Annotated in this window: 21 protein-coding genes; 14 read left to right on the top strand and 7 right to left on the bottom strand. The window is 40.4% G+C overall.

The features are described from left to right. Nucleotides 1-229 precede the first annotated feature (229 nt). Nucleotides 230-967 (bottom strand): biotin--[acetyl-CoA-carboxylase] ligase, encoded by a 738-nt coding sequence (locus IPM34_02235; protein ID MBK8954357.1) that lies wholly within the window; start codon nt 965-967, stop codon nt 230-232. A 69-nt stretch (nt 968-1036) separates the two neighbouring features. On the opposite strand from IPM34_02235, the gene rsfS reads away from it, so the two are divergent. The 3 genes from rsfS to IPM34_02220 all read left to right on the top strand — a co-directional run bounded on the left by rsfS (nt 1037) and on the right by IPM34_02220 (nt 4499). Then, the gene (gene rsfS / locus IPM34_02230; GenBank protein MBK8954356.1) at nt 1037-1423 is read left to right on the top strand and encodes a ribosome silencing factor; all 387 of its coding nucleotides are present in this window, start codon (nt 1037-1039) and stop codon (nt 1421-1423) included. Between the two features lie 58 nt (nt 1424-1481). After that, nucleotides 1482-3470 (top strand): ATP-dependent zinc metalloprotease FtsH, encoded by a 1989-nt coding sequence (gene ftsH, locus IPM34_02225; GenBank protein ID MBK8954355.1) that lies wholly within the window; start codon nt 1482-1484, stop codon nt 3468-3470. Nucleotides 3471-3839: 369 nt separating this feature from the next. Next, nucleotides 3840-4499 carry a DUF937 domain-containing protein gene (locus IPM34_02220; protein ID MBK8954354.1) on the top strand — a complete coding sequence of 220 codons (660 nt, stop codon included), beginning with the start codon at nt 3840-3842 and terminating at the stop codon, nt 4497-4499. Between the two features lie 469 nt (nt 4500-4968). On the opposite strand, the gene IPM34_02215 is transcribed toward IPM34_02220, so the two are convergent. From IPM34_02215 to IPM34_02195, 5 genes are all read right to left on the bottom strand, one after another. Continuing rightward, nucleotides 4969-6765 carry a tetratricopeptide repeat protein gene (locus IPM34_02215; GenBank protein ID MBK8954353.1) on the bottom strand — a complete coding sequence of 599 codons (1797 nt, stop codon included), beginning with the start codon at nt 6763-6765 and terminating at the stop codon, nt 4969-4971. Nucleotides 6766-6972: 207 nt separating this feature from the next. Further along, nucleotides 6973-7212 carry a type II toxin-antitoxin system HicA family toxin gene (locus IPM34_02210; GenBank protein MBK8954352.1) on the bottom strand — a complete coding sequence of 80 codons (240 nt, stop codon included), beginning with the start codon at nt 7210-7212 and terminating at the stop codon, nt 6973-6975. Further along, nucleotides 7199-7414 (bottom strand): 2-oxoisovalerate dehydrogenase, encoded by a 216-nt coding sequence (locus IPM34_02205; GenBank protein ID MBK8954351.1) that lies wholly within the window; start codon nt 7412-7414, stop codon nt 7199-7201. Before IPM34_02205 ends, IPM34_02210 begins: the two co-directional genes overlap by 14 nt. A gap of 125 nt (nt 7415-7539) precedes the next feature. Beyond that, a complete protein-coding gene (locus tag IPM34_02200) occupies nt 7540-9066 on the bottom strand; it encodes an aldehyde dehydrogenase family protein (protein ID MBK8954350.1) in 1527 nt (508 codons plus the stop codon). A 1-nt stretch (nt 9067) separates the two neighbouring features. Further along, nucleotides 9068-11398 (bottom strand): immune inhibitor A, encoded by a 2331-nt coding sequence (locus IPM34_02195; GenBank protein ID MBK8954349.1) that lies wholly within the window; start codon nt 11396-11398, stop codon nt 9068-9070. Nucleotides 11399-11456: 58 nt separating this feature from the next. Here IPM34_02195 and IPM34_02190 point away from each other — a divergent pair, with 58 nt between their 5' ends. The 10 genes from IPM34_02190 (at nt 11457) to IPM34_02145 (ending at nt 20021) form a co-directional block, all read left to right on the top strand. After that, on the top strand, nt 11457-12071 hold the full coding sequence (locus tag IPM34_02190; protein ID MBK8954348.1) for a ribonuclease HII: 615 nt from the start codon (nt 11457-11459) through the stop codon (nt 12069-12071). Beyond that, a complete protein-coding gene (locus IPM34_02185) occupies nt 12049-12597 on the top strand; it encodes a hypothetical protein (GenBank protein ID MBK8954347.1) in 549 nt (182 codons plus the stop codon). The genes IPM34_02190 and IPM34_02185 overlap by 23 nt, the downstream gene beginning before the upstream one ends. Before the next feature lie 283 nt (nt 12598-12880). Continuing rightward, complete coding sequence (locus IPM34_02180; GenBank protein ID MBK8954346.1) at nt 12881-13816, top strand: hypothetical protein; 936 nt, start codon at nt 12881-12883, stop codon at nt 13814-13816. A 176-nt stretch (nt 13817-13992) separates the two neighbouring features. Continuing rightward, a complete protein-coding gene (locus IPM34_02175) occupies nt 13993-14463 on the top strand; it encodes a DUF1801 domain-containing protein (GenBank protein MBK8954345.1) in 471 nt (156 codons plus the stop codon). Between the two features lie 82 nt (nt 14464-14545). Further along, nucleotides 14546-15064, top strand: coding sequence for an RDD family protein (locus tag IPM34_02170; protein ID MBK8954344.1), 519 nt, complete (start codon nt 14546-14548; stop codon nt 15062-15064). A 97-nt stretch (nt 15065-15161) separates the two neighbouring features. Continuing rightward, the gene (locus tag IPM34_02165; GenBank protein MBK8954343.1) at nt 15162-15914 is read left to right on the top strand and encodes a hypothetical protein; all 753 of its coding nucleotides are present in this window, start codon (nt 15162-15164) and stop codon (nt 15912-15914) included. Between the two features lie 67 nt (nt 15915-15981). Continuing rightward, nucleotides 15982-16893: a lysophospholipid acyltransferase family protein gene (locus IPM34_02160; GenBank protein ID MBK8954342.1), complete on the top strand. Its 912-nt coding sequence runs from the start codon at nt 15982-15984 to the stop codon at nt 16891-16893. A gap of 107 nt (nt 16894-17000) precedes the next feature. Then, nucleotides 17001-17390: a BlaI/MecI/CopY family transcriptional regulator gene (locus IPM34_02155; GenBank protein MBK8954341.1), complete on the top strand. Its 390-nt coding sequence runs from the start codon at nt 17001-17003 to the stop codon at nt 17388-17390. After that, a complete protein-coding gene (locus IPM34_02150; protein ID MBK8954340.1) occupies nt 17387-18850 on the top strand; it encodes a M48 family metalloprotease in 1464 nt (487 codons plus the stop codon). Before IPM34_02155 ends, IPM34_02150 begins: the two co-directional genes overlap by 4 nt. A gap of 19 nt (nt 18851-18869) precedes the next feature. After that, nucleotides 18870-20021, top strand: a complete 1152-nt coding sequence (locus tag IPM34_02145) for a PDZ domain-containing protein (protein MBK8954339.1) — start codon at nt 18870-18872, stop codon at nt 20019-20021. A 490-nt stretch (nt 20022-20511) separates the two neighbouring features. On the opposite strand, the gene IPM34_02140 is transcribed toward IPM34_02145, so the two are convergent. After that, on the bottom strand, nt 20512-21474 hold the full coding sequence (locus tag IPM34_02140) for a calcium/sodium antiporter (protein ID MBK8954338.1): 963 nt from the start codon (nt 21472-21474) through the stop codon (nt 20512-20514). A gap of 182 nt (nt 21475-21656) precedes the next feature. On the opposite strand from IPM34_02140, the gene IPM34_02135 reads away from it, so the two are divergent. Continuing rightward, a complete protein-coding gene (locus tag IPM34_02135) occupies nt 21657-23081 on the top strand; it encodes a glycosyltransferase family 39 protein (protein ID MBK8954337.1) in 1425 nt (474 codons plus the stop codon). The last annotated feature ends 8 nt before the right edge of the window (nt 23082-23089 follow it).

Here is a 23089-nt window from a genome sequence, read left to right as displayed (position 1 = left end):
TCCCCCCCCCCCCCCCCCCCCCCAAAATTTTTTTCTTTTTTTTAAAAAAAAAAACCCCCCCGGCCGGTGCGGGAAATAAATTGACATTTCGGCCCTTCGACTTTTTGACTTTTAGGTAATCAAACCTTGGAAAATAAAGTTGAAGTTAAGCTTGTGAAATTTGATTGCGAATTTGTAATATTTCAATGGAATGATTTTAAATCCAATACCATAGCAGAAAATACATGCATTACCAATCAATATTCGTTTCGCCATGAGTCAGTTCTAAAAATTCGCCATGTTCATTTTTGGCGATTAAATTTCCGATCGCGTTGACGGATTGAATTTCTACGCGAATTGATTCATCATTTTTTAAGCGTAATGATTTCAATTGATTTTTGCCATATAAGGCAGCGTTGTATTTGGCCAACAAATCTTCCATCCGGTGCCCGGCTTGAAAATATTCAATAAGTAATTCTCTTAAGCGGCAGGCCAAAACATCTATTGAAAATTTCATTCCGGTTTCGAGGAATATGGAACTTGCATTTATGGTATCTGAAAACTGGGATTGATTGACATTTATTCCGCATCCTATCACCGTCCATTGGAGTTTTTGCTCTTTGATGATGTTTTGGATTAATATTCCTGCTATTTTTTTGTTGCCTGCATAGATGTCATTGGGCCATTTGATACTCAGTTTATTGAGTTGATTTTCTTCCAGTAACCGGAAAATAGCCAATGCGGATATTAAATGCAGATTAAATAATTGTTTGATTGACCAGTTTAGCGGACCAAAAATGAAACTGCAGAGTAGGTTCGTACCCGTCTCGCTTTCCCAATTTCTGCCAAATTGTCCTTTGCCTGCTGTCTGAAAGTCTGCAATCAGCATAAAACCCGACTCTGGATTGGTTTTTGATAGGTAATTTAGTGCCTGCAAATTCGTAGAGTCCGTACTTGTAAATGACAGGTGTGGAAAATCAAATCGCATGGGCAGCATTTATAATATTATATTCAAAAATATTTATATATTTACTTCTTTAAAATTCAATAGTTAATATTGTCAACACTGTTATCAAAATCCAAATCCGCCTCCCAAAAAGATCAAGTTTTTCTGGACCTCATCATCGATGCCATTCGCGATATCAAAGGTAAAAACATCGTCCTTCTTGATTTGCGAAAGCTTCCCGATGCGCCAAGTTCTTATTTTATCATTTGCGAGGGAGACAGCAGCACACAAATAAAAGCGATCGCAGGGAATGTGGAACGCCGGGTCAAAGAAGAAACCGGAAATATAGCCCACTCAGAAGGCCAGCTTGGGGCAAAATGGGTATTGGTCGATTTTTTTGACGTAGTCGTGCACATCTTCGATAAGGAAACGAGGAGGTACTACGAACTCGAGGATTTATGGAGTGATGCCCGCATTACAGAGTACCAGAATCTGTAGGAGCCGCAACTTAATTTGAAGTACATCGTTTATCATCTGGAATTAGTATTCAATCAACATGGAGCAAAAACAACCATCGCCCAGCGGCCAACCAAAAAAACCCGGAGAGGGGTTTAACGCCTATTGGATATACGGAATCATTTTACTGGTCATTATCGGAGTGAATTTATTTTATATGGCTTCACCCGGTAAAGGCAACATCAATTCAGTGAGATTTGACGATATGGCTTTGAGGGGCGATATCGAGAAAATTGAAGTGGTCAATCTAAAACAGGCTTATGTTTATTTAAGGCCTGAATCGATCAACAAAGATGATTACAAAGACAAGTTGAGTGCAACTCAAGGCAGTCGTCCGCAATATTATTTTAATATCGGACCTGCTGAAAAATTCCAGGAGAAAATCGACAAGTATAACGACCATCTTCCCAATAAAATCAGCATCAGTTATGAAGAAAAACAAAATTGGCTGGGTCCGATTTTGTCTTTTGTTGTTCCTTTTCTCATCATCCTGGCCATCTGGATGTTTTTGATGCGTCGCGTCGGCGGTGGAGGTTCCGGTCCGGGAGCGCAAATCTTCAACATTGGCAAATCGAAAGCTACGCTGTTTGAAAAAGATGAATCGACCAATGTGACATTCAAAGATGTGGCCGGATTGGACGAAGCCAAGGAAGAGGTTATGGAAATAGTGGATTTTCTAAAAAATCCTAAAAAATATACTTCGCTCGGAGGAAAAATTCCGAAAGGAGTTTTGCTGGTAGGGCCTCCCGGAACGGGAAAGACACTGTTGGCCAAAGCTGTGGCTGGAGAAGCCGCTGTTCCTTTCTTTACCATATCGGGTTCCGATTTTGTGGAAATGTTTGTGGGTGTCGGGGCTTCGAGGGTAAGGGATTTATTCCGACAGGCCCGCGAAAAAGCTCCGTGTATTGTTTTCATCGATGAGATCGACGCCGTGGGCCGTGCCCGGGGCAGAAACACAATTCAGGGGGGAAATGACGAACGCGAAAACACACTGAATCAGTTGCTGGTGGAAATGGATGGGTTTGGAACAGAGTCTGGTGTAATCCTGATGGCAGCTACCAATCGTCCGGATGTTTTAGACAGCGCTTTGCTGCGCCCCGGAAGATTCGACAGGCAAATTGGTATAGATCCTCCTGACCTCAAGGGGCGCGAGGAAATATTCAAGGTTCATTTGAAGCCCTTGAAACTTGCTGAAGATGTGACTCCTTATGTTCTTGCCGAAATGACGCCCGGATTTGCTGGTGCAGAAATTGCCAATATTTGCAATGAAGCCGCTTTGGTTGCAGCAAGAAGAGATAAAAAAGCCATCGACCTGGATGACTTCAACTATGCTCTGGATCGCGTCATCGGCGGATTGGAAAAGAAGAACAAACTGATCTCCCCCGAAGAAAAGGAGATCATTGCTTACCACGAAGCCGGACATGCCATTATCGGATGGTATTTGCAATATGCATCTCCGTTGGTCAAAGTCACGATTGTTCCAAGAGGGATTGGGACCTTAGGATACGCTCAGTATCTGCCCAAGGAGGAATACATTACGCGCACCGAAGCTTTACTCGACCGCATGTGCATGACATTAGGCGGACGAGCATCGGAGAAGATCATGTTTGATAAAATATCGACCGGAGCTCAAAGCGACCTGGACCACGTCACAAAAATGGCTTACAGTATGGTCAATGTTTTTGGGATGAACGATAAAATAGGCAACGTATCTTACTACGGACTTTCACAAGAAGCCTTTCAAAGACCCTACAGTGAAGATACAGCCCGCATCATGGATCAGGAAGTAAGAGTTCTGATTGAATCTCAATATCTGCGTGCTCAAAATTTATTGAAGGATAAAGGAAAAGAATTGGAAATTCTTGCCCAGGAATTACTTCGCAAAGAAGTCTTACACAAATCCGACGTAGAGCGATTGATTGGTCCGTCGCCCTATCACAAAGACAAATCAGCAGAACCTTCCCCGTTAAGCGGTCAGCACGTGAGCGATGAAAAACCGTTGATCGAAAAAGAGCTGGAGAAGGGATGATGGAGGGGAGAGCAAAGTGTTTGGAGGCTGGGAGGCTTGGAGGCATGTAGGCATGTAGGCTTGGAGGCATGGAGGCTGGGAGGCTGGGAGGCTGGGAGGCTGGGAGGCATGTAGGCTTGGAGGCTTGGAGGCTTGGCTTGGAGGCATGTAGGCATATAGGCTGGGAGGCTGGGAGGTTTTTTTATTTGATTTGTATTTAAAGTCAGAATAATTACTAACGAACGTTAGTTTATTAATTTCAGAAAGTTTAAATTTCAGAAAAAAATAATTTAGAAGGCAGAACATTCCTGTTCATTTAAGCAAGACATAAGCATTAGGAAATCTGTTTGCAATTGTGTTCCTTTGTACCTTAATTTTAAAAAAAGAAATATGGACCTCATGAAAATGCTGCAGGACCAGATGAATAATCAGGTTCTTGGCCAAATCAGTCAGCAGATTGGAGCTTCTGAAGACCAGACTGCAACCGCTACCCAAGGAATTTTTACTGCCCTGGTGGGTGGATTGGCAAACAATACTTCTTCGGGAACCGGGTTGAACTCCCTTCTTAGCGCTTTGGACCGCGACCACGATGGCAGTTCGCTGGACGATATCATGGGTTTTGTTGGTGGTATGATGTCGGGAACCGCAAGCGGCAATCAGGCCAATGGTATGGGAATTTTAGGCCATATTCTTGGCAATAAACAGGAAGCAGTCGCTCAAAACATCAGTCAGAAATCAGGATTGGATTTATCGCAGATCATGAAACTGATGCCCATATTGGCACCTGTTGTCATGTCGGTTTTGGGTAAATTATTACGCTCCGGGGGTAATGCCCCACAAGCACAAGCTGCGCCCTCGGGTGGAGCCGGACAGATCATCGATCTTGCCAGCATTCTCATGGGCTCTGCACAATCTGCCCAGGGAGGTGCCTTTGGAGACCTTTTAGGAAATGTAATCGGAGGAGTTTTGAGTGGCGGTCAACCTGCCGCAAATCAAAGCAGTGGTGGAGGATTGTTTGGAAAACTTTTGGGTACTCTATTTAAGCGATAAATTCCGTTTGGAATTTTAAAGGGATCAAATCAAAAACTTTTTTTTTTTTTCAAAACCCAAAAACCCCCCCCCCCCCCCCCCCCCCCCCCCGGTTCCCCCCCCCCTTAATGGGGGAAAAAACCCCCCCAAAAAAAAAAAAAAAAAAAAAAACACAAAAAAAAAAACAAAAAATAAACCTCCCCCCCCCCCCCACCTTTTTTTTTTTTTTTTTTTTTCGAGACCCAACCCACACCCCCCCCCCCGCGGCCGCCCCCCCCCCCCACACAGGGGGGGGGGGAAACACCAACCCCCCCCCCCCAAATATATATTATTTTTTTTTTTTTTTCCCCCAAAAAAAAAAAAAGACCCCCCAAATTTTTTCCCTCTTCCCAAACAAAAAAAAAAATTTTTTTTTTTTTAAAAAAAAAAAAATTCCTCCCTACCCACCCCCCCCCCAAATTTTCCCCCCCCCCTTAAGCTCAGTAGCAATTTATTGAAGTTTATCGCCTCTGAGTTGTCTGTATCGTTTTCTGGCTTCCACGGCCTGTACGCTGTTGCTAAAATCAATAAACAATTTTTCGTAGAGCTCCATGGCTTTAGCTGTGTTATTTAAATGCTGATCGTATATTTTAGCCATTTCCCATAAGGCATTGTCGGCTCTGATCTCTTCCGGATGTTTATCGAGGATCTTCTGATATTTTTCAATGGCTTCATCCAGACGTTGCTGCTGCTGATAAATTTTAGCCTGGAGATACCACACGTCGTCTTCCAGGAAAACTACTTCAGGATCCGTAAACGAGATGTTGTCGAGTATCCACAGTGCCGAATCGTACTGATTCTGGAATAATTTTAATTCTGCTGAAGCGTATTTCAAAAGTATTTCACCTGTTGAGTCCTGGTTCAGATTGTCGAGAATAAAAACCGAGAGATCGATTGCATCGTTTGAGATCAGTCTGCTGGTTGCATTTTTTAAAATGTCAAATTGTTCCTGCGCCCATTGAAAGTCGCCTGCAAAATAGGAGAGCCGTGCATTTTTAAAACGTGCCATTTCTCCGAGTTCATCTTCAGTAAAATCTTTATCCACCTGAGAATACAATAAGGTTGCTTCCCATCTTTCTCCAATGATTAAATAATAATCTGCCAGATTGAGTTTGGCTTTGGATTTGATATGATTATCGACATAACTGAGTTTAATCAAATCTTCCAGGAGCATGATGGCTTCCCTTACTTTTCCCAGATATCTGGCTTCCAGTTCGGCAAATTCAATGATCAGAGGAGCAGACAAATAATTCCTTCCAAAATCCGCCAGATATTTTTGATAATCGGATTCCAATTGAATCAGGTCAGTGTTTGAATAGTCCTTTTTTTCGACGATCAAATTGCGCCGTGAAACCAAAAGTTGTCTGTAAGATTCATGGTAAAATGAATTCGAAGGCCCTTTGTCGCGAACGTAAGAGAAACCTGAAATTGCGGTATGATAATCGTTATCGAGGTAGGCTGTCATGGCCAATTGAAAAACCCGATTTCCATTTTCGTTGAACTGCCGGTCCAGCGCCTTGGCTTGTTGCATGGCTCCCTGGTAATCTTTCAACTGAACATAAGACCACATGAGCAATTCTGAAAATTCCGGAATTTCTGGTTTAGCTTCGATGCGTTCGTATAGTTGAGCCTGAAGTTCGCGGTATTCTTCCTCAGAGAAATACGCCACAATGATGCTTTGGACATTGATGAGTTGAACCGTTTTTTCCTCAACCCCGTTCAGGTAATACAGGATCATTTTAGAATAATCGCCTTTCCTTCTGTACAGATCGGCCAGGTTGTAGGTGAACCTCGTTTGCGGTTTGATATTCTTTTCCCCTTTTTCATAAACCTGAATGGCCAGATCATAACGCGTGAGCTGAATCAAAGCATTGCCCAATTTATGTACACCCATTACATCTGATGGCGTTTTTTCTACAGCTAAAAGGTATTGTTGCTCGGCTTTTTTGACTTCATTTTTATAGGTCCACAAATTGCCATAGAAAACATGAAGTAAGGCTTCTTTGGGCCGTTTACGGATTTCCTTATTCAGAATTTCTTCAGCATCGTCATATTTTTTAAGGGCAAGAATGCATTCGAAATATTTTTCGAAAAAACCCGGATTTGCCGGATTTTTCTTCAACATTTCCTGATAGAGGGATGCAGCTTTTTCAAATTCGCCATTGTTGAAATATTCCTGAGCCAGGCGCGGATCCTGAGCCTGGATGGCTGAAATCAGGAAAAGTAATGGGAGTACAAGATATTTCATGTTGCTGAATCTGTTATTTAACGCTAACAAAGGTAAGTTTAGCTTGTTTAAGGTGGGATCATCTATTTTATTGAAGCCTTAATTAGGATGAATTACTGATCAAATTGAAGATATATTATCTGTATTCAAAGTGGGCATATTTTACACTTTATATTTTAACCCATTTTTATACAAAATTTCAAGAAATCAAGGAATAAATTAAAAAATTTAAAGCATCTCGATTAATTTCTCCTTGCTTACATTCATTTGAACTGAAATTGTATTCAAAATAGAATTTAACGTTCCTATTTTAATAGGGTCATGATTTGGAATCGTTATGTGATACTGGAAATTTTCGAGGTTACAACTTAGTCTGATATGGCTTCCGGTCTGTCTTGTTATTTCGTAGCCTAATTTCCTTAAAAGTCTAATCAGGTCTTCAGCAGATATATCCCTAGGTAACTTCATAGGACAATATTTCTTCCTTTACGTAATGCAACCGGATAATTGAAGGAGTATCTCCATTTTCAAAATGGCATTGGATTGCATCCCTGACTTTTTCATGTAAATCTTCAATGGACTCAGCTTGTGTAAAAATTGAATACCCTAAAGCACGAGCTTCATATCCACCTTCCAAAGATTCTTCAATTAAAAAAATAATTTCATTCATTTACAGTCCAAGATTTCACCAAAAATACATTTTTTTACATAATTCTATAAATATTTTTGTAAATATTTAAATAAAGATTTTTTAAATTCAGACATCATTTTAAAAATTTACTAACAACTGTTAGTTTATAAGTTGAATTGAATGCCTTGTGCCAAAGGCAGATCCGATGAATAGTTGATGGTATTGGTTTGTCTGCGCATGTATGCTTTCCAGGCATCGGAACCGCTTTCGCGTCCTCCACCGGTTTCTTTTTCGCCCCCAAACGCACCACCGATCTCCGCTCCGCTGGTGCCGATGTTGACATTGGCAATGCCGCAGTCGGATCCCAATTGCGATAAAAAGTATTCGGCTTCCTGAAGATTTTGCGTCATGATCGAGGAAGAAAGCCCCTGAGGAACTTCGTTTTGGATGGCTATGGCTTCATCGAGTGTGCGATAAGGGATCAGGTATAAGATGGGAGCAAAGGTTTCGTGGTGAACGATACTCGCCTGGTGATCGATCTCTGCAATACAAGGCCTTACATAACACTTGCTGATGTATTCGGGATCGGTAAGCACTTCCCCGGGTACTGCGAATTTTCCTCCCTGCAGTTCAATTTCTTTCAAAGTATTGAGGTAATTTTCAACGGCCTGTTCGTCGATCAATGGCCCCATGTGATTTTCAGTTTGGAGAGGATTTCCGATTTTCAACTGTGAATAAGCTTCGATCAGTTTTTGTCTTACCGTGCTATAAATACTTTCGTGTACTATCAATCTTCTGGTTGTTGTACATCGCTGTCCGGCTGTCCCTACGGCACCGAATACGGCTGCTGTCAATACCATTTTCAAATCTGCACTTGGACAAACAATGATGGCATTGTTGCCTCCAAGTTCGAGTATGCTTTTACCCAGCCGGGATGCAACCGCTTTCCCTACAATTTTGCCCATACGGACAGAACCGGTAGCAGAAACCAATGGAATTCTCGAATCCTCGCTTAAATATTCTCCAACCCGATAATCTCCATTGACGATACAAGAAATTCCGTCGGGAACGCCGTTTTGTGCAAATACCTGTTGAATAATGTTTTGGCAGGCTATGCTGCAGAGCGGTGTTTTTTCGGAAGGCTTCCAGATCACCGCATTACCACACACCCAGGCCAGTGCGGCATTCCAGGACCATACTGCAACCGGAAAATTAAAAGCTGAAATCACGCCTACCAAACCCAGGGGATGCCATTGCTCGTACATGCGATGTTTAGGCCTTTCTGAGTGCATACTCAATCCATATAGCTGCCTTGAAAGTCCCGTTGCAAAATAACAGATGTCGATCATCTCCTGGACTTCCCCGAGACCCTCCTGAAGACTTTTTCCCATTTCATAGGAAACCAGTTGCCCCAGTTCATTTTTATAATGACTTAAGGCATCGCCAAATTGCCGGACAATCTCTCCTCTTTTGGGAGCAGGAACTGACTGCCAGATTTTTTGTGCCTGAATGGCTTGTTGAACAATTTCGTCGTAATGTTCTCTTCCGGTCACTCCAACCTTGCCGATGAGCAGACCATTTACAGGCGAACGGGAAGCGATTTGTTCTGTAGAAGGAAATGAAGCAGAGCCACACCAGCTGCCGTGATTATCAGAAAGCAGCTGAAGCCTATTTAAAAAACTTAAATCCATATCAGTGTATTACGATCTTGTGCTGCCTGGGCACACCTTTCTTTGGGATTACAGACAAAATATAGATTCCAGCATTGAAATCAGAAATTTGAAATCTTAATTGAGCTTTATCTGAAGTGGGATGCAGTTCTGTACTGATTCCGGAATTACCTGTCATGATAAATTTAGTGGTCGCTAAATCCAAATCGCTGTCGATTTGTAAAGTAAATATACCCCGGTTTGGCTGTGGGTAAATCATAGAATTCCAATTTCCTTCAAGCTCTTCTCCTTTTGTTGCGATGTCCGTATAAATTTCGAAATCATCCAGATAAATTCCATCGTTGAGGTCGAGATTCTGACCGGAGGACATATAACATTGCAACTGGATTTGTTTTCCAAGATAGGCACTCAGATCGATCCATTCTGTTACCCAATCATTTTGAACGCCGCAATATACGGGTTCGTCGAATGCCTGTGACAAAGTTCCATTGACGGTATAATAACCGCATAAAGCTTCAAAATGCTGACCATTGTCGGATACTTTGATCTGAGCAAAATCAGTTTCATTATCCATTTGCCATTTCCCTTTAAATCTCAGAAAAGCATAATTGGCATTGGATAGATCAATGGTATTTGTGTATTGCTGGATTTTTAGAATATTGGGATCCATCGGCGCATTCGGACTATCCGTCAGCGAATATGGAGCCGTGTAGAAAGTTTCGGTAGTAAGCAACCAACCCTGATCGCCTCTATGGTACCAGCGGTTTAAATCTTCAAAATTTTCAGACCAATTTGAATTGCCGATATAAATTTTCTTTTTGGAAATGGATTCAGTAAAAGAACCGGTGGTCAGTCTAACCTGAAAATCGATTGAATCTCCTTTTTTGGGTTTTGAACTAAAAACGTAAGCGATTTGCTTTTTGATCGTTTCGCCAGGTCCGATTTGAAATTGAATATCGTTTTCTAAAAATGTGATCTCCGGAATTGAAGCCGTCAATTCCAAAGTGATGGTGTTTTGTTGGATCCCGGTGCGACTGACTTCCAGTTGCAAATAGGCGGTATCTCCAGATACGGAAACAGAACTGGTTTCGTGTACATGTGCTGCGCTACCGGCATTCCAGGCTGCCATGAAATTCATGTATTGCGCCGAATGATTGATGGCATATATATCTATTCTGTTAGGCCAGAATGCGTAACCCACTTCAGGCGTGAACGCTAATATTTTCTTTTTTGAACTGCGCTCTCCATACATCCAGTCATCGGATACACCATTTACCGAATAATTAAGTGTTTCGTTGGAAGTGCCTACCTGAAATTTATTGTACCGCGTCATGTCCTTTGCCATCTCGTAATAGAGCAGTGAATCTTCAGTAGGCTGGTTGAGGTAACCCCAGGGAATGATGAGCAGATTGCCGTGACTGTGGTAATTTAAAGCTATAGAAATATCCCGATTTTCGCAGAAAAACTTGACGGCCTGTGTTTCTACCTCAGAAAAAGCAACATCGCCCCTGAAAACATCGGAGGTACCTGAAGGGCTCGAGCCCGAGTTGTTGTAAGCCCAACCATAACCATAGTTCCGGTTGAGGTCGGTACCTATATCGTCGAGATTGGGATTTCGATTTTTTCTCCAGAACCCCCCACCAGTTGGTTCTGTTTCTTCGTTGTACAGATAACCATCGGGATTCACGCAAGGTATAAAAAACAGCTCGCGTTCGTTGACCAGCGTTCTCACAGACGCATCGCGGTTGTAATTTTCGAGCAAATACCACATGAAATAGAGCATCTGGCTCATTCCGGCCGGTTCACGGGCATGGTGCAGGGCCGTGTACAGGACTTCGGGTTCCGCTTCGTCCATATAAGGATTGTCGGAAATTTTAACGTAATAAATCCTGTTTCCTTCAAACGTCCTGAAATCGCCTATGATTTGACGGACGGTTATGAGATTGGGATAAAGAGCCTCCATCAGTTCGAGTGATTCGTAAATTTCGCGGAGGGTTGGATACCCGTTCATAGAGCCATATGGATAATTCGTAGGCAGGATGTATTCCGGTTCTTTTTCTTCCGGATCCCCACACTGATTGGGAGCATTGCGCGATTGCAGGCTGTGGTAATGCTTTTTTTCAATCCGGAAACCTGCCTGACGGATTTTTTCAAGTTCCTGTTCGGTAAAATCGCCGCTAAACGATTCGCCCGGGTGGTAGTGACCGTGATCAAAAGCAACTCCTGTAGCCAGAAGAGTGCTTAAGGGTTTACCTTCGAGTAAAACCGTAGCAGCCTGCCACTTGGTTTGGGCTGCAGGAGAATTAAAATCAATAAAAAACAGGATCAGGACAGGGATTAACCAACAACGCATATTTTCTTACTTTGCGACGTGCAAAACTATAAAATAATAAGCAAAATTGGCGCCGAAATTGCTAACATATTATAAAAATATTTTATATGAAGCCGGATGCGATGAAGCGGGGAGAGGCTGTTTGGCCGGGCCGGTTTATGCGGCAGCGGTAATGCTGGACCCCGAGCACCCCATTGACGGATTAAACGACAGCAAAAAATTAAGTAAAACCGCACGCCAAAAACTCCGGAAAGAAATTGAAGAAAAGGCCGCATGTTGGGCTGTTGTGGCCATGGATGCCGGAGAAATAGACCGCATCAATATTTTGAAGGCTTCTTTGAGTGCTATGGCTCAGGCTGTGTTAAGACTCAGCCAAACTCCGGTATTTGTCCTGGTCGACGGGCATATGAATATTCCGGGACTCCCTCTCGAACAACAATGCTTCGTAAAGGGCGATGCCCGGTTTCAGAGTATCGCTGCCGCATCCATTTTAGCCAAGACCCACAGGGATGCTTATATGGAAAGCATACACCATCTATTTCCTGTTTATGGCTGGAATCAAAACAAAGGATATCCAACCGAATTGCATCGGAAAGCCATCGTTCAATTCGGATTGAGTGATTTTCACCGCAAGAGCTTTACTTTTAAGCATGCACAACTAAATTTATTTGATGAATCTGTCGAGACGATATAAAGTTTTTGCGTATCCGGTCAGGGACCTTACCATCGGCCGTTATCTCGCTGCCCGCGAAGTGGATTTTATCGGTATTGAACTGGACGCTGAGCAATCCGGAAAGACGCAACAGCTCATCGGGCAATTTCGGGAATGGCTCGAGGGACCAAAGTTGATTGGAATTTGCAAACATCCGGAGGACCGAACAGTCTTTGAAAATCTCGATGGCTACTGCCATGCCTGGGAAAGCATCTTTTATGAAGGAAGTTCGACAATTGACGATACCGGAAATTCTGAAAGTCCAAATAAGGATTCCGTGCTGTATCACATTAACAATGTTGTTGCGTTGCCACTTTCAGACGAAGAAAATGTTTTTTTAGAATCGGATCTCCATGAGCATCCACCGGTGCACGATGCGATTTGCGGATTTGTGATCCATCCCGGTTCTGAAAGTCAGACAGGCATCTTCGATTTCGAACTGTTGGATGGATGGCTGGATAGGTTGGAAGAATTAAATGAGGGTGAAGGATTAAGGCTGAAGGCGTAAGGCCTATGGATCATGGCTTGGGAGTAGAATTCGAAGGTCTCGAAAATCTTAAACTGAAAGTTGAAAAGTAAAATATCTCAAGTGGATTCATGGTTTATTCATTGAAGAAGGTGCATCAAAGCGTTTGACTTTAATAATTCTATACATATTAAATTTAAATTTTTGTGTTACTCATTCTGATTCAAAATCATTAATTCCTCTTATGTTAATTATATATTTTGGTAAAATACTTGAAAAGAAAATAAGTTTAATTGAATAAATGTACACCTTAACTATCCCATGAATGCAAATCATTAAATTCCTTATTTGCTTCACTGCTTTGTACTTTATAGGATATCGGGTTCAAGGGCAAGGGCTGAAGAAGATTATGCTTGATGAATCAGATTTTTACAGTGGCTATTATCTTGCTGTCGAACCCCGCTCAGGTAAAATTGACGGCGTTTTGGTTTTAATTGCAGGTTACGGGCAACGTGCAGAAGATAGTCCGCCAGAAACAAGACTCCACCGGCTGGCAAAAGAAAACAATATTCTGACCATCTTTATTGCTGCCGGAAACAAATTGTATGCAGACTCCATCATCCAGGCTAAACTCAGTCGAATTTTCACTGATGTAAACAGCCGGTATAAGCCAGCCAGAAATACGTTTGTATTGGGTGGCTACTCAGCCGGAGGAATGATCGCTTTGAGGTATGTCGAATTATGTAATGAATTTCCCGGACAATTTCCTATTCAACCGAAGGCGATATTTACCGTGGATTCTCCCATTGACATATTTACAATTTACGATCAACTGGAAGAAACTGCGGAAAACAATTATTCTGAGATTGCAGTCGAAGAAGCAGTCCGAGCAATGGCAGATATTAAAAAAGAATACGGCATTCCCAGAGAAAATGTCAAGTTGTACTCGAAATTAACAGCTTTTAGTATGAATAAAGAATACGGTGAGAACGAACGTTGGCTAAAAAAAATGGCGGTCCGGACTTACCACGACGTCGATATTGCCTGGCGAATCAAAAACAGAAATCAAACGGTACATAATTCAAATTACGAAGTAACTGCTGAACTCATCAATCGTTTGGTACTCATGGGCAATACCCGAGCTGAATTCATGCAATCTTTTAAAACAGGTTATCGCTCGAATGGACAGCGCCATCCGCATTCATGGTCCATCGTAGACGAGATTGAATTTTTGGAATGGTTTAAACGCGTAGTAAAATGAAATTTTAACAAATAAATCAGGTTCGGGCTTGGGATCTCAATAAATTCAAAAAAATTGATTTGGAATTTTCTTTTAAAATTAATTTGCTCAATTTTGTAAATCAAGACTGTATTTAAATGAATTACACAAATCATGTTTAAACATTTGAAATGAAGCCTAAATAAAACTTATACCAAATGAAAGCCAATGGAAAAACTGTAAATGAGATTCTGCTCAACGTACCTGAGGAGCGTTTCGAAGCATTTAATAAATTGCACGAAGTGATTTTAAAAAACCTGCCCAAAGGATTTGAGGCTGGTATCAGCTATGGTGGATTAGGTTATGTCGTTCCACATTCTATATATCCCGCAGGTTACCATTGCAAACCCAGCGAGCCCCTGCCTTTTGCAGGACTTGCTTCGCAAAAAGACTCCATCAACTTTTACCACATGGGAATTTACTCGGATCCTGAATTATTGAACTGGTTTGTGACTGAGTACCCCAAACACAGCAAACAAAAACTGGATATGGGAAAAAGTTGTATCCGTTTTAAAAAGCTGGATGAAATTCCCTATAAACTGATCGGGCAATTGATGAAAAAGATGAGTGCTAAACAATGGATTGAATTGTATGAAAGTAAATTTAAACAGAAAACCAGGAAAAAGTAAATGCAAGATTCTTTTATTGAATTCTTATAAAACTTATAATTTATTTTAATATAAATAATTTCATCGCCTTATCATTAAATCAATGACTTCAAATATTCTCTTAGCCCGGATTATTGCCAGTATTGCAGATCTGCTCCTCATTATCGTTTATGCATTTATTCTATTTGGAATAAGTAAAATTTTCATTGCCGATAATCCTGATGAAGAGTTATTAAATCCAATCTTCGCACAAATAATCGGATTTTTAACGCTTACCCTGCCCGTATTTTTATTTTCCTGCATAGCGGAACTTAGTGAATGGAAAGCAACTCCAGGCAAAAAATTATGCAAACTCGTAGTTATTTCTGAATCACCGGACAGAAAACAATCTATTTTTATAAGGAATTTACTTAAGTATCTGCCATGGGAGTTGGCTCATACAGGAGTACATGGATTGATGTACCACCATCGAATTGGAGAAACCACGCCTGCCTGGGTCTGGTTTTTTCTTATTATGCCCCAAATTTTGGTGTTCATCTATTTTCTCAGCCTGATCCTGAATAAAGGACAGCAAAGTATGTACGATAAAATTGCGGGAATTCACATTGAATCAAAAGCATAAACTAATCTTGTGTTCTTCCCAACAAAAATGTGGAAGAGGAAAGGAACATTATAGTGCCTATAACATTCCTTATTATCTTTAAGCCCGAATGGAGGATATGCTCACTGACAATTCTACGAAATATCATTTCTCAGATTTTACGCTTGTAGCTTATGAAAAATTATTGATTCAGGCAAAAAGTTATTATCCCTTTCTAAATTATTCTTCATGCCTCCATAGCGATCATTTCGTGGTCTGGCGACACGATCTGGACATGTCAATTCCTTCGGCGTACCAGCTTGCTAAAATCGAACACCAACTAGGAATTAAGGCCCAATATTTTTTATTGTTGCATTCGGAATTTTACAACCTGCTGGAAAAAAGCAATACAGAACTCATTTTTAAAATAATCGAACTGGGACATTCCATCCAACTGCACTTCGACAGCAGTTATTACGGGATACAGAACACAGATCAACTGGAAAAATATTTAGCATTGGAAATCAACTTTCTTCAGGATCTTTTTCATGTAAATATTGATACATTTTCGTTTCACAATCCTTCTGCATTTGATCTTCAATGTGAGGCCTTGCATTATAGCGGATTGATAAATACGTATTCAACTTATTTTAAGAGAGAAGTAGCTTATTGTTCTGACTCAAACGGGTACTGGCGTCATCAAAGGTTGGCTGAAGTGCTTGAACGGCATGAAAACAAACGTTTGCAGGTACTCACACATCCCGAATGGTGGCAGGAGAAAATCTATTCTCCAAAAGAAAAAGTCTGGAAAGCCATTGATGATCGTGCGGAGCAAACCCGCGAATATTACATTAATTTATTAAAAGTGAACAACCGTTCCAACATCGACTAAAAGAACACTAATAAAATCAGATGTTGGAAAGTAGTTTAAAAACTTCTGAAAAAAAACTCCTTCGAAATTGAATGATTTCAATAAGCATAGCAACACCCCGATCAAATATGCTCCTGTTTATTTGATTTCCTGTCTGCCACTGCGGTTGCTGCAAGTTATTTCTGAAATCTTGTACAGCCTGCTATTTTTCTTATCCAGCTATAGAAAAAATGTAGTAAAAAATAATTTAAAAGCTGCATTTCCTGAGAAAAATGAAGTGGAGTTAAAAATAATATCCAGGGATTTTTACCGGCATTTTTCTGAATTGATTGTGGAAACCCTAAAAGCGGCCACATTATCGGCAAGCGGAATGAAAAAGCGGTTTGTGCTTGAAAATCCCGAGCTTATTCACAAGCTGTTTAATTCAGGTAAAAGCGTCAGCATCTACGCAGCTCATCTGGGCAATTGGGAATGGTATGCTGCGTTTCCACTTCAACTGAATCTTCCGGTTTATGGTTTATACCTCCCTCTGAGCAATGCGTATTTCGACGGATTGATCGCTTCCATTCGCAGGCGATTTGGTCTCTATTGCGTGCCTGCTGCTAAAGCTTATAAGTTTTTATTAGATCGTTGGAAGTCGGGGGAAGTCAATGTTAGCCTCTTTATAGGCGACCAAAGTCCGCCTGGTCCTGATAATTGCTACTGGACCTATTTTCTCAATCAAAAAACTGCTTTCATTCATGGCACAGAAGCCATTGCCCGTAAAAACAGCAATGCGGTGGTTTTTCCCTGGATATATAAAAGCAGCTTTGCTAATTACAGAGTGCGTTTTGAATTGCTCTGGGACGGGGAAGAGATGTTGTCAGACCACGAAATCACCGAACGATATGCCCGTTGCCTGGAAAAAGCGATCCAGTCCGATCCCCGGCTCTGGTTGTGGTCGCACCGGCGTTGGAAACACAAAAGGACCGATGCTGATCCTGAACAAGGACAGGTATGAGATCACGACAAGAATGAATTTTCGTTAAAATAATATTAAATATTACGAAACACTTCGTAGATTTGAGTGGGGATTGCATATTTGTTCACTCGATTTAATCTATTTCTATGTCTAAACCAGATTTTAAACCCACAGAAGGAGAACTGGAAATCCTCCAGATCCTGTGGAAACAGGGGCCTTGTTCGGTAAAACAGGTCAATGCCGTGATGAATGAAAAAAAGGAGGTTGGTTATACCACCAGCCTGAAAATGCTTCAGATCATGTTTGAAAAATCATTGGTAGAAAGGGAGTTGTCCGGCAAAATACACCTTTATAATGCTGCCATAAAGGAGCATCATGTAAAGAAAAATTTTTTAAAGAACATGATAGATCAGGTTTTTGAGGGTTCGCCGATGGAGATGGTCGTTCAGACTTTGGGAAATTACAAAGCCAGCCCTGAAGAAATCCGGGATCTCAAAAAGCTTATTAAAGATATGGAAAATAAAGCTAAAGCATGAACTCCCTTACTAAGTTCCAGCCAAACTTCCTCCAGGAATCCATCGTATATACTCTGATTGATTCTATCTGGCAGGCCGCTTTTATCGTCATTGCTCTTTGGATCGCCAACCGCATTTTTAAACCGGGACCCCAAATTAAATACCTTAGTTCCCTGATGGGACTCTTCAGTGTAGTTGTATTAGGACTTGGGAATTTCCTGTTTTTGATCCTGGGCGAAAAAGATGGTTCATCAATTTTTATTGGTCAAATCGCTAATGGATGGGATGCATCCATAATCTTTTGGGTATTTACCGCTTGGATGATTGGTACTGTGATTTTTTCTATCCGATTTTTACTCAGCCATTTGTTTCTTAAAAAACTCATACATCAATCTCAACACGTTATACAACCGACATGGCTGGATCGCTTTGATCGCATAAAAGAGCATTATAATATTCAAAAAAATATTCTGCTGATGCATAGCGACCGGATCAGCTCTGCTTTTTTAACCGGAGTGGTCAAACCGATCATTGTGATTCCTACGGCCTGGGTCAACGGACTTCAGCCCAAAGAAATTGAATGCATACTCGCACATGAAATTTCGCATATCTGCAGTAAAGATCATTGGATTAATTTCTTTGTGCAGCTTACCGAATTGTTGTTTTATTTCAATCCGGCGGTACAGATGCTCATTAGTCATATTAAACTAGACAGGGAACTGCTTGCCGATGCTCACGCTAATGAATATGTGAAGGCTCCAATCATTTATGCCAAACTGATCCTGAAAGCTGAAGAACAAAAAGGACTCATCCCTCTTTTCAGTATTCCATTTTTCAAGCAAAAAAATCAACTGAGAAGAAGGATTGAATCCGTATTAAACATACAATCGGTACATACCAGCAGAGAAAGCAGGATCAGTCTGTTTGCAACCCTTGGTTGTTTGTTGTTCCTGGGCTTGAATCCGGAGTTAAACTTAAAAACTACTGGTAAAATGGAATTGATTCCGTTATACAATATTTCATACAAAGCTGAACCCAACCCGATTTCCATTCCAAGTGAAGAAAAGGATTTGATCAGGCATACTTCTATGGTTCCAAAAGTTAAAGTTGTAAATAAATCAGGTAGAAGTACTGTTGCTGAAGTTTCTAAAACAGCCCAACACAAAGTCATAAAGAAGGAACCCGTTAAGAAAAAACCTGAAGTTGTTGTACAAAACGTTCAACGCGTTTCTACTTCTGAAGACTCCAAGAAATCGGGACACGCGATCATCATTTATACGCCCAATGAAATAAGACTTGATTCTTTGTCGATGATCGAGGGAGATGGCGCCTGGATCATTTCCAAACAGGGGATGAGTTATCAACCCAGATCCAGTAAAAGTTTGATTATTTACAAAACCGGCGTTGTAAAAACCGATACATCCGAAAAAACTTTACCGGACACTTCTCAGGAAGCTGAAAGAGGAACACAAACTAATTAATAAATTAAAATATTTAATTATGAGAAAATGGATATTTGGTCTTTTAATGATTGCAGTTTCTTCAACGTGTATCCTTGCACAGAGCGAAGCTGAAACCTCCAAGAAAAGTAAAGTGATCGTTAAAAAAATCACTGTTGAAAATGTAAACGGAGTTGAAACTACGAAAGAAACCACCGACACAATCAATTTAGCTGAACTGAATGAATTGAAAACAGAAGGTTTTGAATGGAATTTCAAAGACCTTGAAACCATCGACGTCGAAAACTTGAAAAGTGGCGATCAAAAAATTAAAATGATGGTTCGCAAACATGGCGATTCTCCATCCAATGAGAAAGAAGTGCATGTTTTCAGAATAAATCCCGAGCACCATGCATTGTTGGAAGAGGAAATGAAATCTGCTTCTCCAAATAAAGCTGTTTTAGGTGTGCAGCTTGAAAACGTAGATGGATTGAATGGAGCACAGGTCATTGAAGTATTTGAAGGATCTGCTGCCGAGAAAATCGGATTGAAGGAAGGCGACATCATCCTGGCTGTTGCCGGTAAAGAAACCAAAGATGTCGAGGCTGTCATTCAAGCCCTTTCTTCAAAAAAACCCGGCGACAAAGTAAAGTTGAGTTATCTCCGCGAAACGAAAGTTAAATCTGCTCAGGCAGTTTTACAGGAAAGAAAAGAAGAGGTTCTTTCCAGCAGAATCTGTAAACCCAGTAAAACCTGCAAGGTATTTTGCTGCAAGCCGGAAGATTATAAAAAATGTTTCGAAAACAAAATTATGAAAATTGAAGATGGCGATGGTCAAAAGAGAATCCGCATTTTCAAGAAGGGTGGAGAAGGCCAATCAGAAATCATGGAAATTGAAAATATCGCAGGCGAAAAACAAGAAACCAAAACAGAGACAGAGCAAATCAGCGAAGAACAATCGTTAAATGTGGAAGTTTTAACTGGAAGTCCTAACCCAAACAATGGCCAGATGAAAATTCACTTTGAAGGAAAAAAAGAACCGACCACTATCGAAGTTCTCGATTTAAGTGGTAAGGAAGTATTTAAAGAAAAAATAGATCAGTTTGAAGGATCATATGATAAAGAAATTCAAATTGAAAATGCCACGGGTACCTTTATTCTCAAAGTAACTCAGGGCAAAAAAGTTTTGACCCAAAAAATAATTGTGAAGTAAAACGACTTTCTTATCTTTGTTCCATAGCATAGTTTAATAACCAAAGTTTCGCACGATCCGGGGTTTTTCATCCCGGATTTTTTTTTTGCATTAGTTTATGGTCTTGATGCAGATTTCAATTTAAAGTTTTTGGAAATTATAAATTCTTGATTTGGTTAAACCCAAACCGCATCGATTTGGAGTTAACAGCAGTGCGGTATCTGGTTTCAAGCATAATTTTGAGAAGTGAACAAGGGATTTTTGACTTTTTGACTTTTGACTTTTTGACTTTTTGACTTTTTGGCTTTTTGGCTTTTTGACTTTTAGGAGAAATGCATGTATTAAGAAAATCACAAATTACATTTCGGAATTTCCAACATGAGGACTCGAAGGAATTCAAAGAATTTTATTAAAATTGGAATTAGCAAGATAATTAAAATGAAAATGGCAGGGCTGAATTTCTGATTCAAAAATTCACTGAAGTATGGACATTGAAACCGGATAACAAAGATCAGGATGACTTGGTTGCTATGGTAAATATCAGATAAGCAACATATAATAGGACCAACATATACCCCTGCCAACGCTCCAGCGTATGTTTTTTGCCAGTAAACATAAACCACAGCAATAATAGGCTTGAAAAAATAGTAACCAATATATCCGGGTTGTCTGTCGCTTTAAATGGCAATGGTTTGAAAAGCGAACTCAATCCCAAAATCCAGAATACATTAAAAATATTGGATCCCACTACATTCCCAATAGCAATATCGGTTTGCCTTTTATAAGCTGCAATCGTTGATGTAGCCAATTCCGGTAATGATGTACTAATCGCCACAACAGTCAAACCAATCAGACTTTGACTCACCTGGAACGCTTCAGCCATTTTAACTGCCCCATCAACGACCCATTTCCCGCCGAAGAACATTCCTGCAATTCCTAAAACAACATAGACAATTGATCTATAGTTACTGAATCCCGGAGTTTCCGTTTCTAAAATATCTTTTTCGGATTCTGTAATTCCAAAAATATAATACAAGAAAATTGTAAAAAACAAAAGATAAACAATTCCATCAATACGGCTAATAGCAGAATCCGATTGGCCGTCTATCCATATATCATTTGCAGTAACGGCTACCAAAACTGCAGCCAGTAAACTAAAAGGAATTTCTTTCAGGACGGTATTTTTTTTTGCAGAGATCGGGTATATACTCGCAGCAATGCCCAGGATCAATAAAATGTTGGCAATGTTGCTGCCCAGCACATTTCCAATAGCGATTTCTGTATTGCCTCCCGATGCTGCGATCAGATTCACTACCAATTCGGGTGCCGAAGTTCCGAAAGCCACGATAGTCAAACCTATGACAATGGGTGATATATTTTTATTTTTAGCGATGGATGATGATCCGTCGACCAGCATATCGCCGCCTTTGAGTAAAAAGATAATACCAACAATGAAAAGTAAGTAAGTAATCATAATGTTTATAAAGTTGCAAATATGCTAAAATTTCAGTTTCGATAATATCGATTTTAAGTTTAAACTTCGTTTATAGCGGGTAACGTAGTCGTAGTCTGAAGATTACGCATAGCTGATCTGAAGATTACGCGAAGAGGTTCTAATCGCCTATCTTTAAAGCTGTTTTAAAAAATGTTGGCCGAATGGTTGATTTCAAAAAAGGTGGTTATCCGTTTGTGTTGTTTCTCTTGCTGGCCATTCTATTGCGGGTATTTAGTTTTTCGCCTTTAGTGATCGATCACGATGAATCGACGTATCTGGTGATTGCAGATGCTTTGCTCCAAGGGAAAATTTATCTTCAGGATGTAATTGATACCAAACCCATTGGGATTTTTGGGATCTATGCCGCCATGCTAAAATTATTTGGAAAAACGATATGGGCAACCAGATTGATGGCTTGTATATTTATCGCAGCGACTGCATTCATGTTGAGCCGGATTCAAATGAAACAACTTCAAAACAAAACTGCATCCATCTTCACAGGAGTAGTTTATATTTTCATGGTTTCTTTGTTTAGCAGATGGGGAATTAGTCCCAATACGGAAATCTATTTTAATTTTTTTAATTGCGCTGCTATCTTTCTTTTACTTTATCATAATACCTGGCTATCTGCTATCAGCGCAGGTGTCTTCATCGGGTTGGCCTTTCATACCAAATATGTTGCGGCGGCTGATGCTGCTGCGCTATTCTGCTTTTTAATTATTCGTTCCTTTCAGGAAAAGTCCGTTATCAAATTAATAAAAGAAAAATTATTATATGCGGCGTTTGGCTTTTTAATCGTTACTTTAACCGTTGTCTATTACTTCTTGCAAAACAATGCCTGGGATGCTTTTACGTATTATACATTCCGGGTGACTGGGAATTACTCTTCTTCAACGAGCCTTTCGGATTCTTTGCGTTTCCTCGCTGATTATTTTTTGCGTTTCCTTCCCGTTACTGTAATCATTTTTTTAGTGGCCCGTTCGAATGAGTTTCAAAAACATGCTTCCAGATTGTTTTTGTATTTCTGGTTGATTTTAGATCTGCTAATCATAATAATTCCCGGGAAGTATTTTGAACATTATTTTATACAATTAATGCCTGTAAGTAGCCTGCTGGCCGGAATGATTTTTTTAACCAGATATGGACAAGCTTTTAGCCATCATATAAAATTGCCGTTGTTTAAAACATCAACTGCTTTACTCATTGCGCTCATTTTGTTTTTTCATCATAAAAGTTTTGTTCAAAAACCAGAACTACTCAAGGATATCACCAGTTTCATGCAAAAGGAAGTCAAATCCAATGAACGGATCTATACGGCAAATGCAAATCACATTCTCTATTTCCTGTTAAATAAAGAAAGTCCGACTCCATACATTCATTCGAGTCTGCTTTGGAATGACAAGCATCGGAAAACTTTGCAATTGGATGGCATTCTTGAAATTGATAAAATTCGAGAAAAGAATCCCGATTATATTTTGTGGAGCTTATCCGATCAAAATCAAGAAATGCAAAGTCGGTTGTTTGAAAACTATGCGGTTGTCCGAGAATTCAATGGAAAATTAGTTTTGTATAGAAGACAGTTCTGACTGTCGCG

Source organism: Saprospiraceae bacterium (genome assembly GCA_016716185.1).
Classification (GTDB): Bacteria; Bacteroidota; Bacteroidia; order Chitinophagales; family Saprospiraceae; genus Vicinibacter.
The sequence above is the reverse complement of the archived record's forward strand: the minus strand, read 5'-3'. Positions and strand labels throughout refer to the sequence as shown.

What these genes read in the sequence shown, in the direction of transcription:
- IPM34_02135 (MBK8954337.1), top strand. Translation starts at nt 21,657, where the DNA reads ATGGTTGATTTCAAAAAAGGTGGTTATCCGTTTGTGTTGTTTCTCTTG.
- IPM34_02210 (MBK8954352.1), bottom strand. Translation starts at nt 7,212, where the DNA reads ATGAAGTTACCTAGGGATATATCTGCTGAAGACCTGATTAGACTTTTA.
- IPM34_02215 (MBK8954353.1), bottom strand. Translation starts at nt 6,765, where the DNA reads ATGAAATATCTTGTACTCCCATTACTTTTCCTGATTTCAGCCATCCAG.
- IPM34_02140 (MBK8954338.1), bottom strand. Translation starts at nt 21,474, where the DNA reads ATGATTACTTACTTACTTTTCATTGTTGGTATTATCTTTTTACTCAAA.
- IPM34_02145 (MBK8954339.1), top strand. Translation starts at nt 18,870, where the DNA reads ATGAGAAAATGGATATTTGGTCTTTTAATGATTGCAGTTTCTTCAACG.
- IPM34_02180 (MBK8954346.1), top strand. Translation starts at nt 12,881, where the DNA reads ATGCAAATCATTAAATTCCTTATTTGCTTCACTGCTTTGTACTTTATA.
- IPM34_02195 (MBK8954349.1), bottom strand. Translation starts at nt 11,398, where the DNA reads ATGCGTTGTTGGTTAATCCCTGTCCTGATCCTGTTTTTTATTGATTTT.
- IPM34_02150 (MBK8954340.1), top strand. Translation starts at nt 17,387, where the DNA reads ATGAACTCCCTTACTAAGTTCCAGCCAAACTTCCTCCAGGAATCCATC.
- IPM34_02205 (MBK8954351.1), bottom strand. Translation starts at nt 7,414, where the DNA reads ATGAATGAAATTATTTTTTTAATTGAAGAATCTTTGGAAGGTGGATAT.
- IPM34_02175 (MBK8954345.1), top strand. Translation starts at nt 13,993, where the DNA reads ATGAAAGCCAATGGAAAAACTGTAAATGAGATTCTGCTCAACGTACCT.
- IPM34_02165 (MBK8954343.1), top strand. Translation starts at nt 15,162, where the DNA reads ATGCTCACTGACAATTCTACGAAATATCATTTCTCAGATTTTACGCTT.
- IPM34_02185 (MBK8954347.1), top strand. Translation starts at nt 12,049, where the DNA reads ATGAATCTGTCGAGACGATATAAAGTTTTTGCGTATCCGGTCAGGGAC.
- IPM34_02235 (MBK8954357.1), bottom strand. Translation starts at nt 967, where the DNA reads ATGCGATTTGATTTTCCACACCTGTCATTTACAAGTACGGACTCTACG.
- IPM34_02155 (MBK8954341.1), top strand. Translation starts at nt 17,001, where the DNA reads ATGTCTAAACCAGATTTTAAACCCACAGAAGGAGAACTGGAAATCCTC.
- IPM34_02200 (MBK8954350.1), bottom strand. Translation starts at nt 9,066, where the DNA reads ATGGATTTAAGTTTTTTAAATAGGCTTCAGCTGCTTTCTGATAATCAC.
- ftsH (MBK8954355.1), top strand. Translation starts at nt 1,482, where the DNA reads ATGGAGCAAAAACAACCATCGCCCAGCGGCCAACCAAAAAAACCCGGA.
- IPM34_02170 (MBK8954344.1), top strand. Translation starts at nt 14,546, where the DNA reads ATGACTTCAAATATTCTCTTAGCCCGGATTATTGCCAGTATTGCAGAT.
- IPM34_02220 (MBK8954354.1), top strand. Translation starts at nt 3,840, where the DNA reads ATGGACCTCATGAAAATGCTGCAGGACCAGATGAATAATCAGGTTCTT.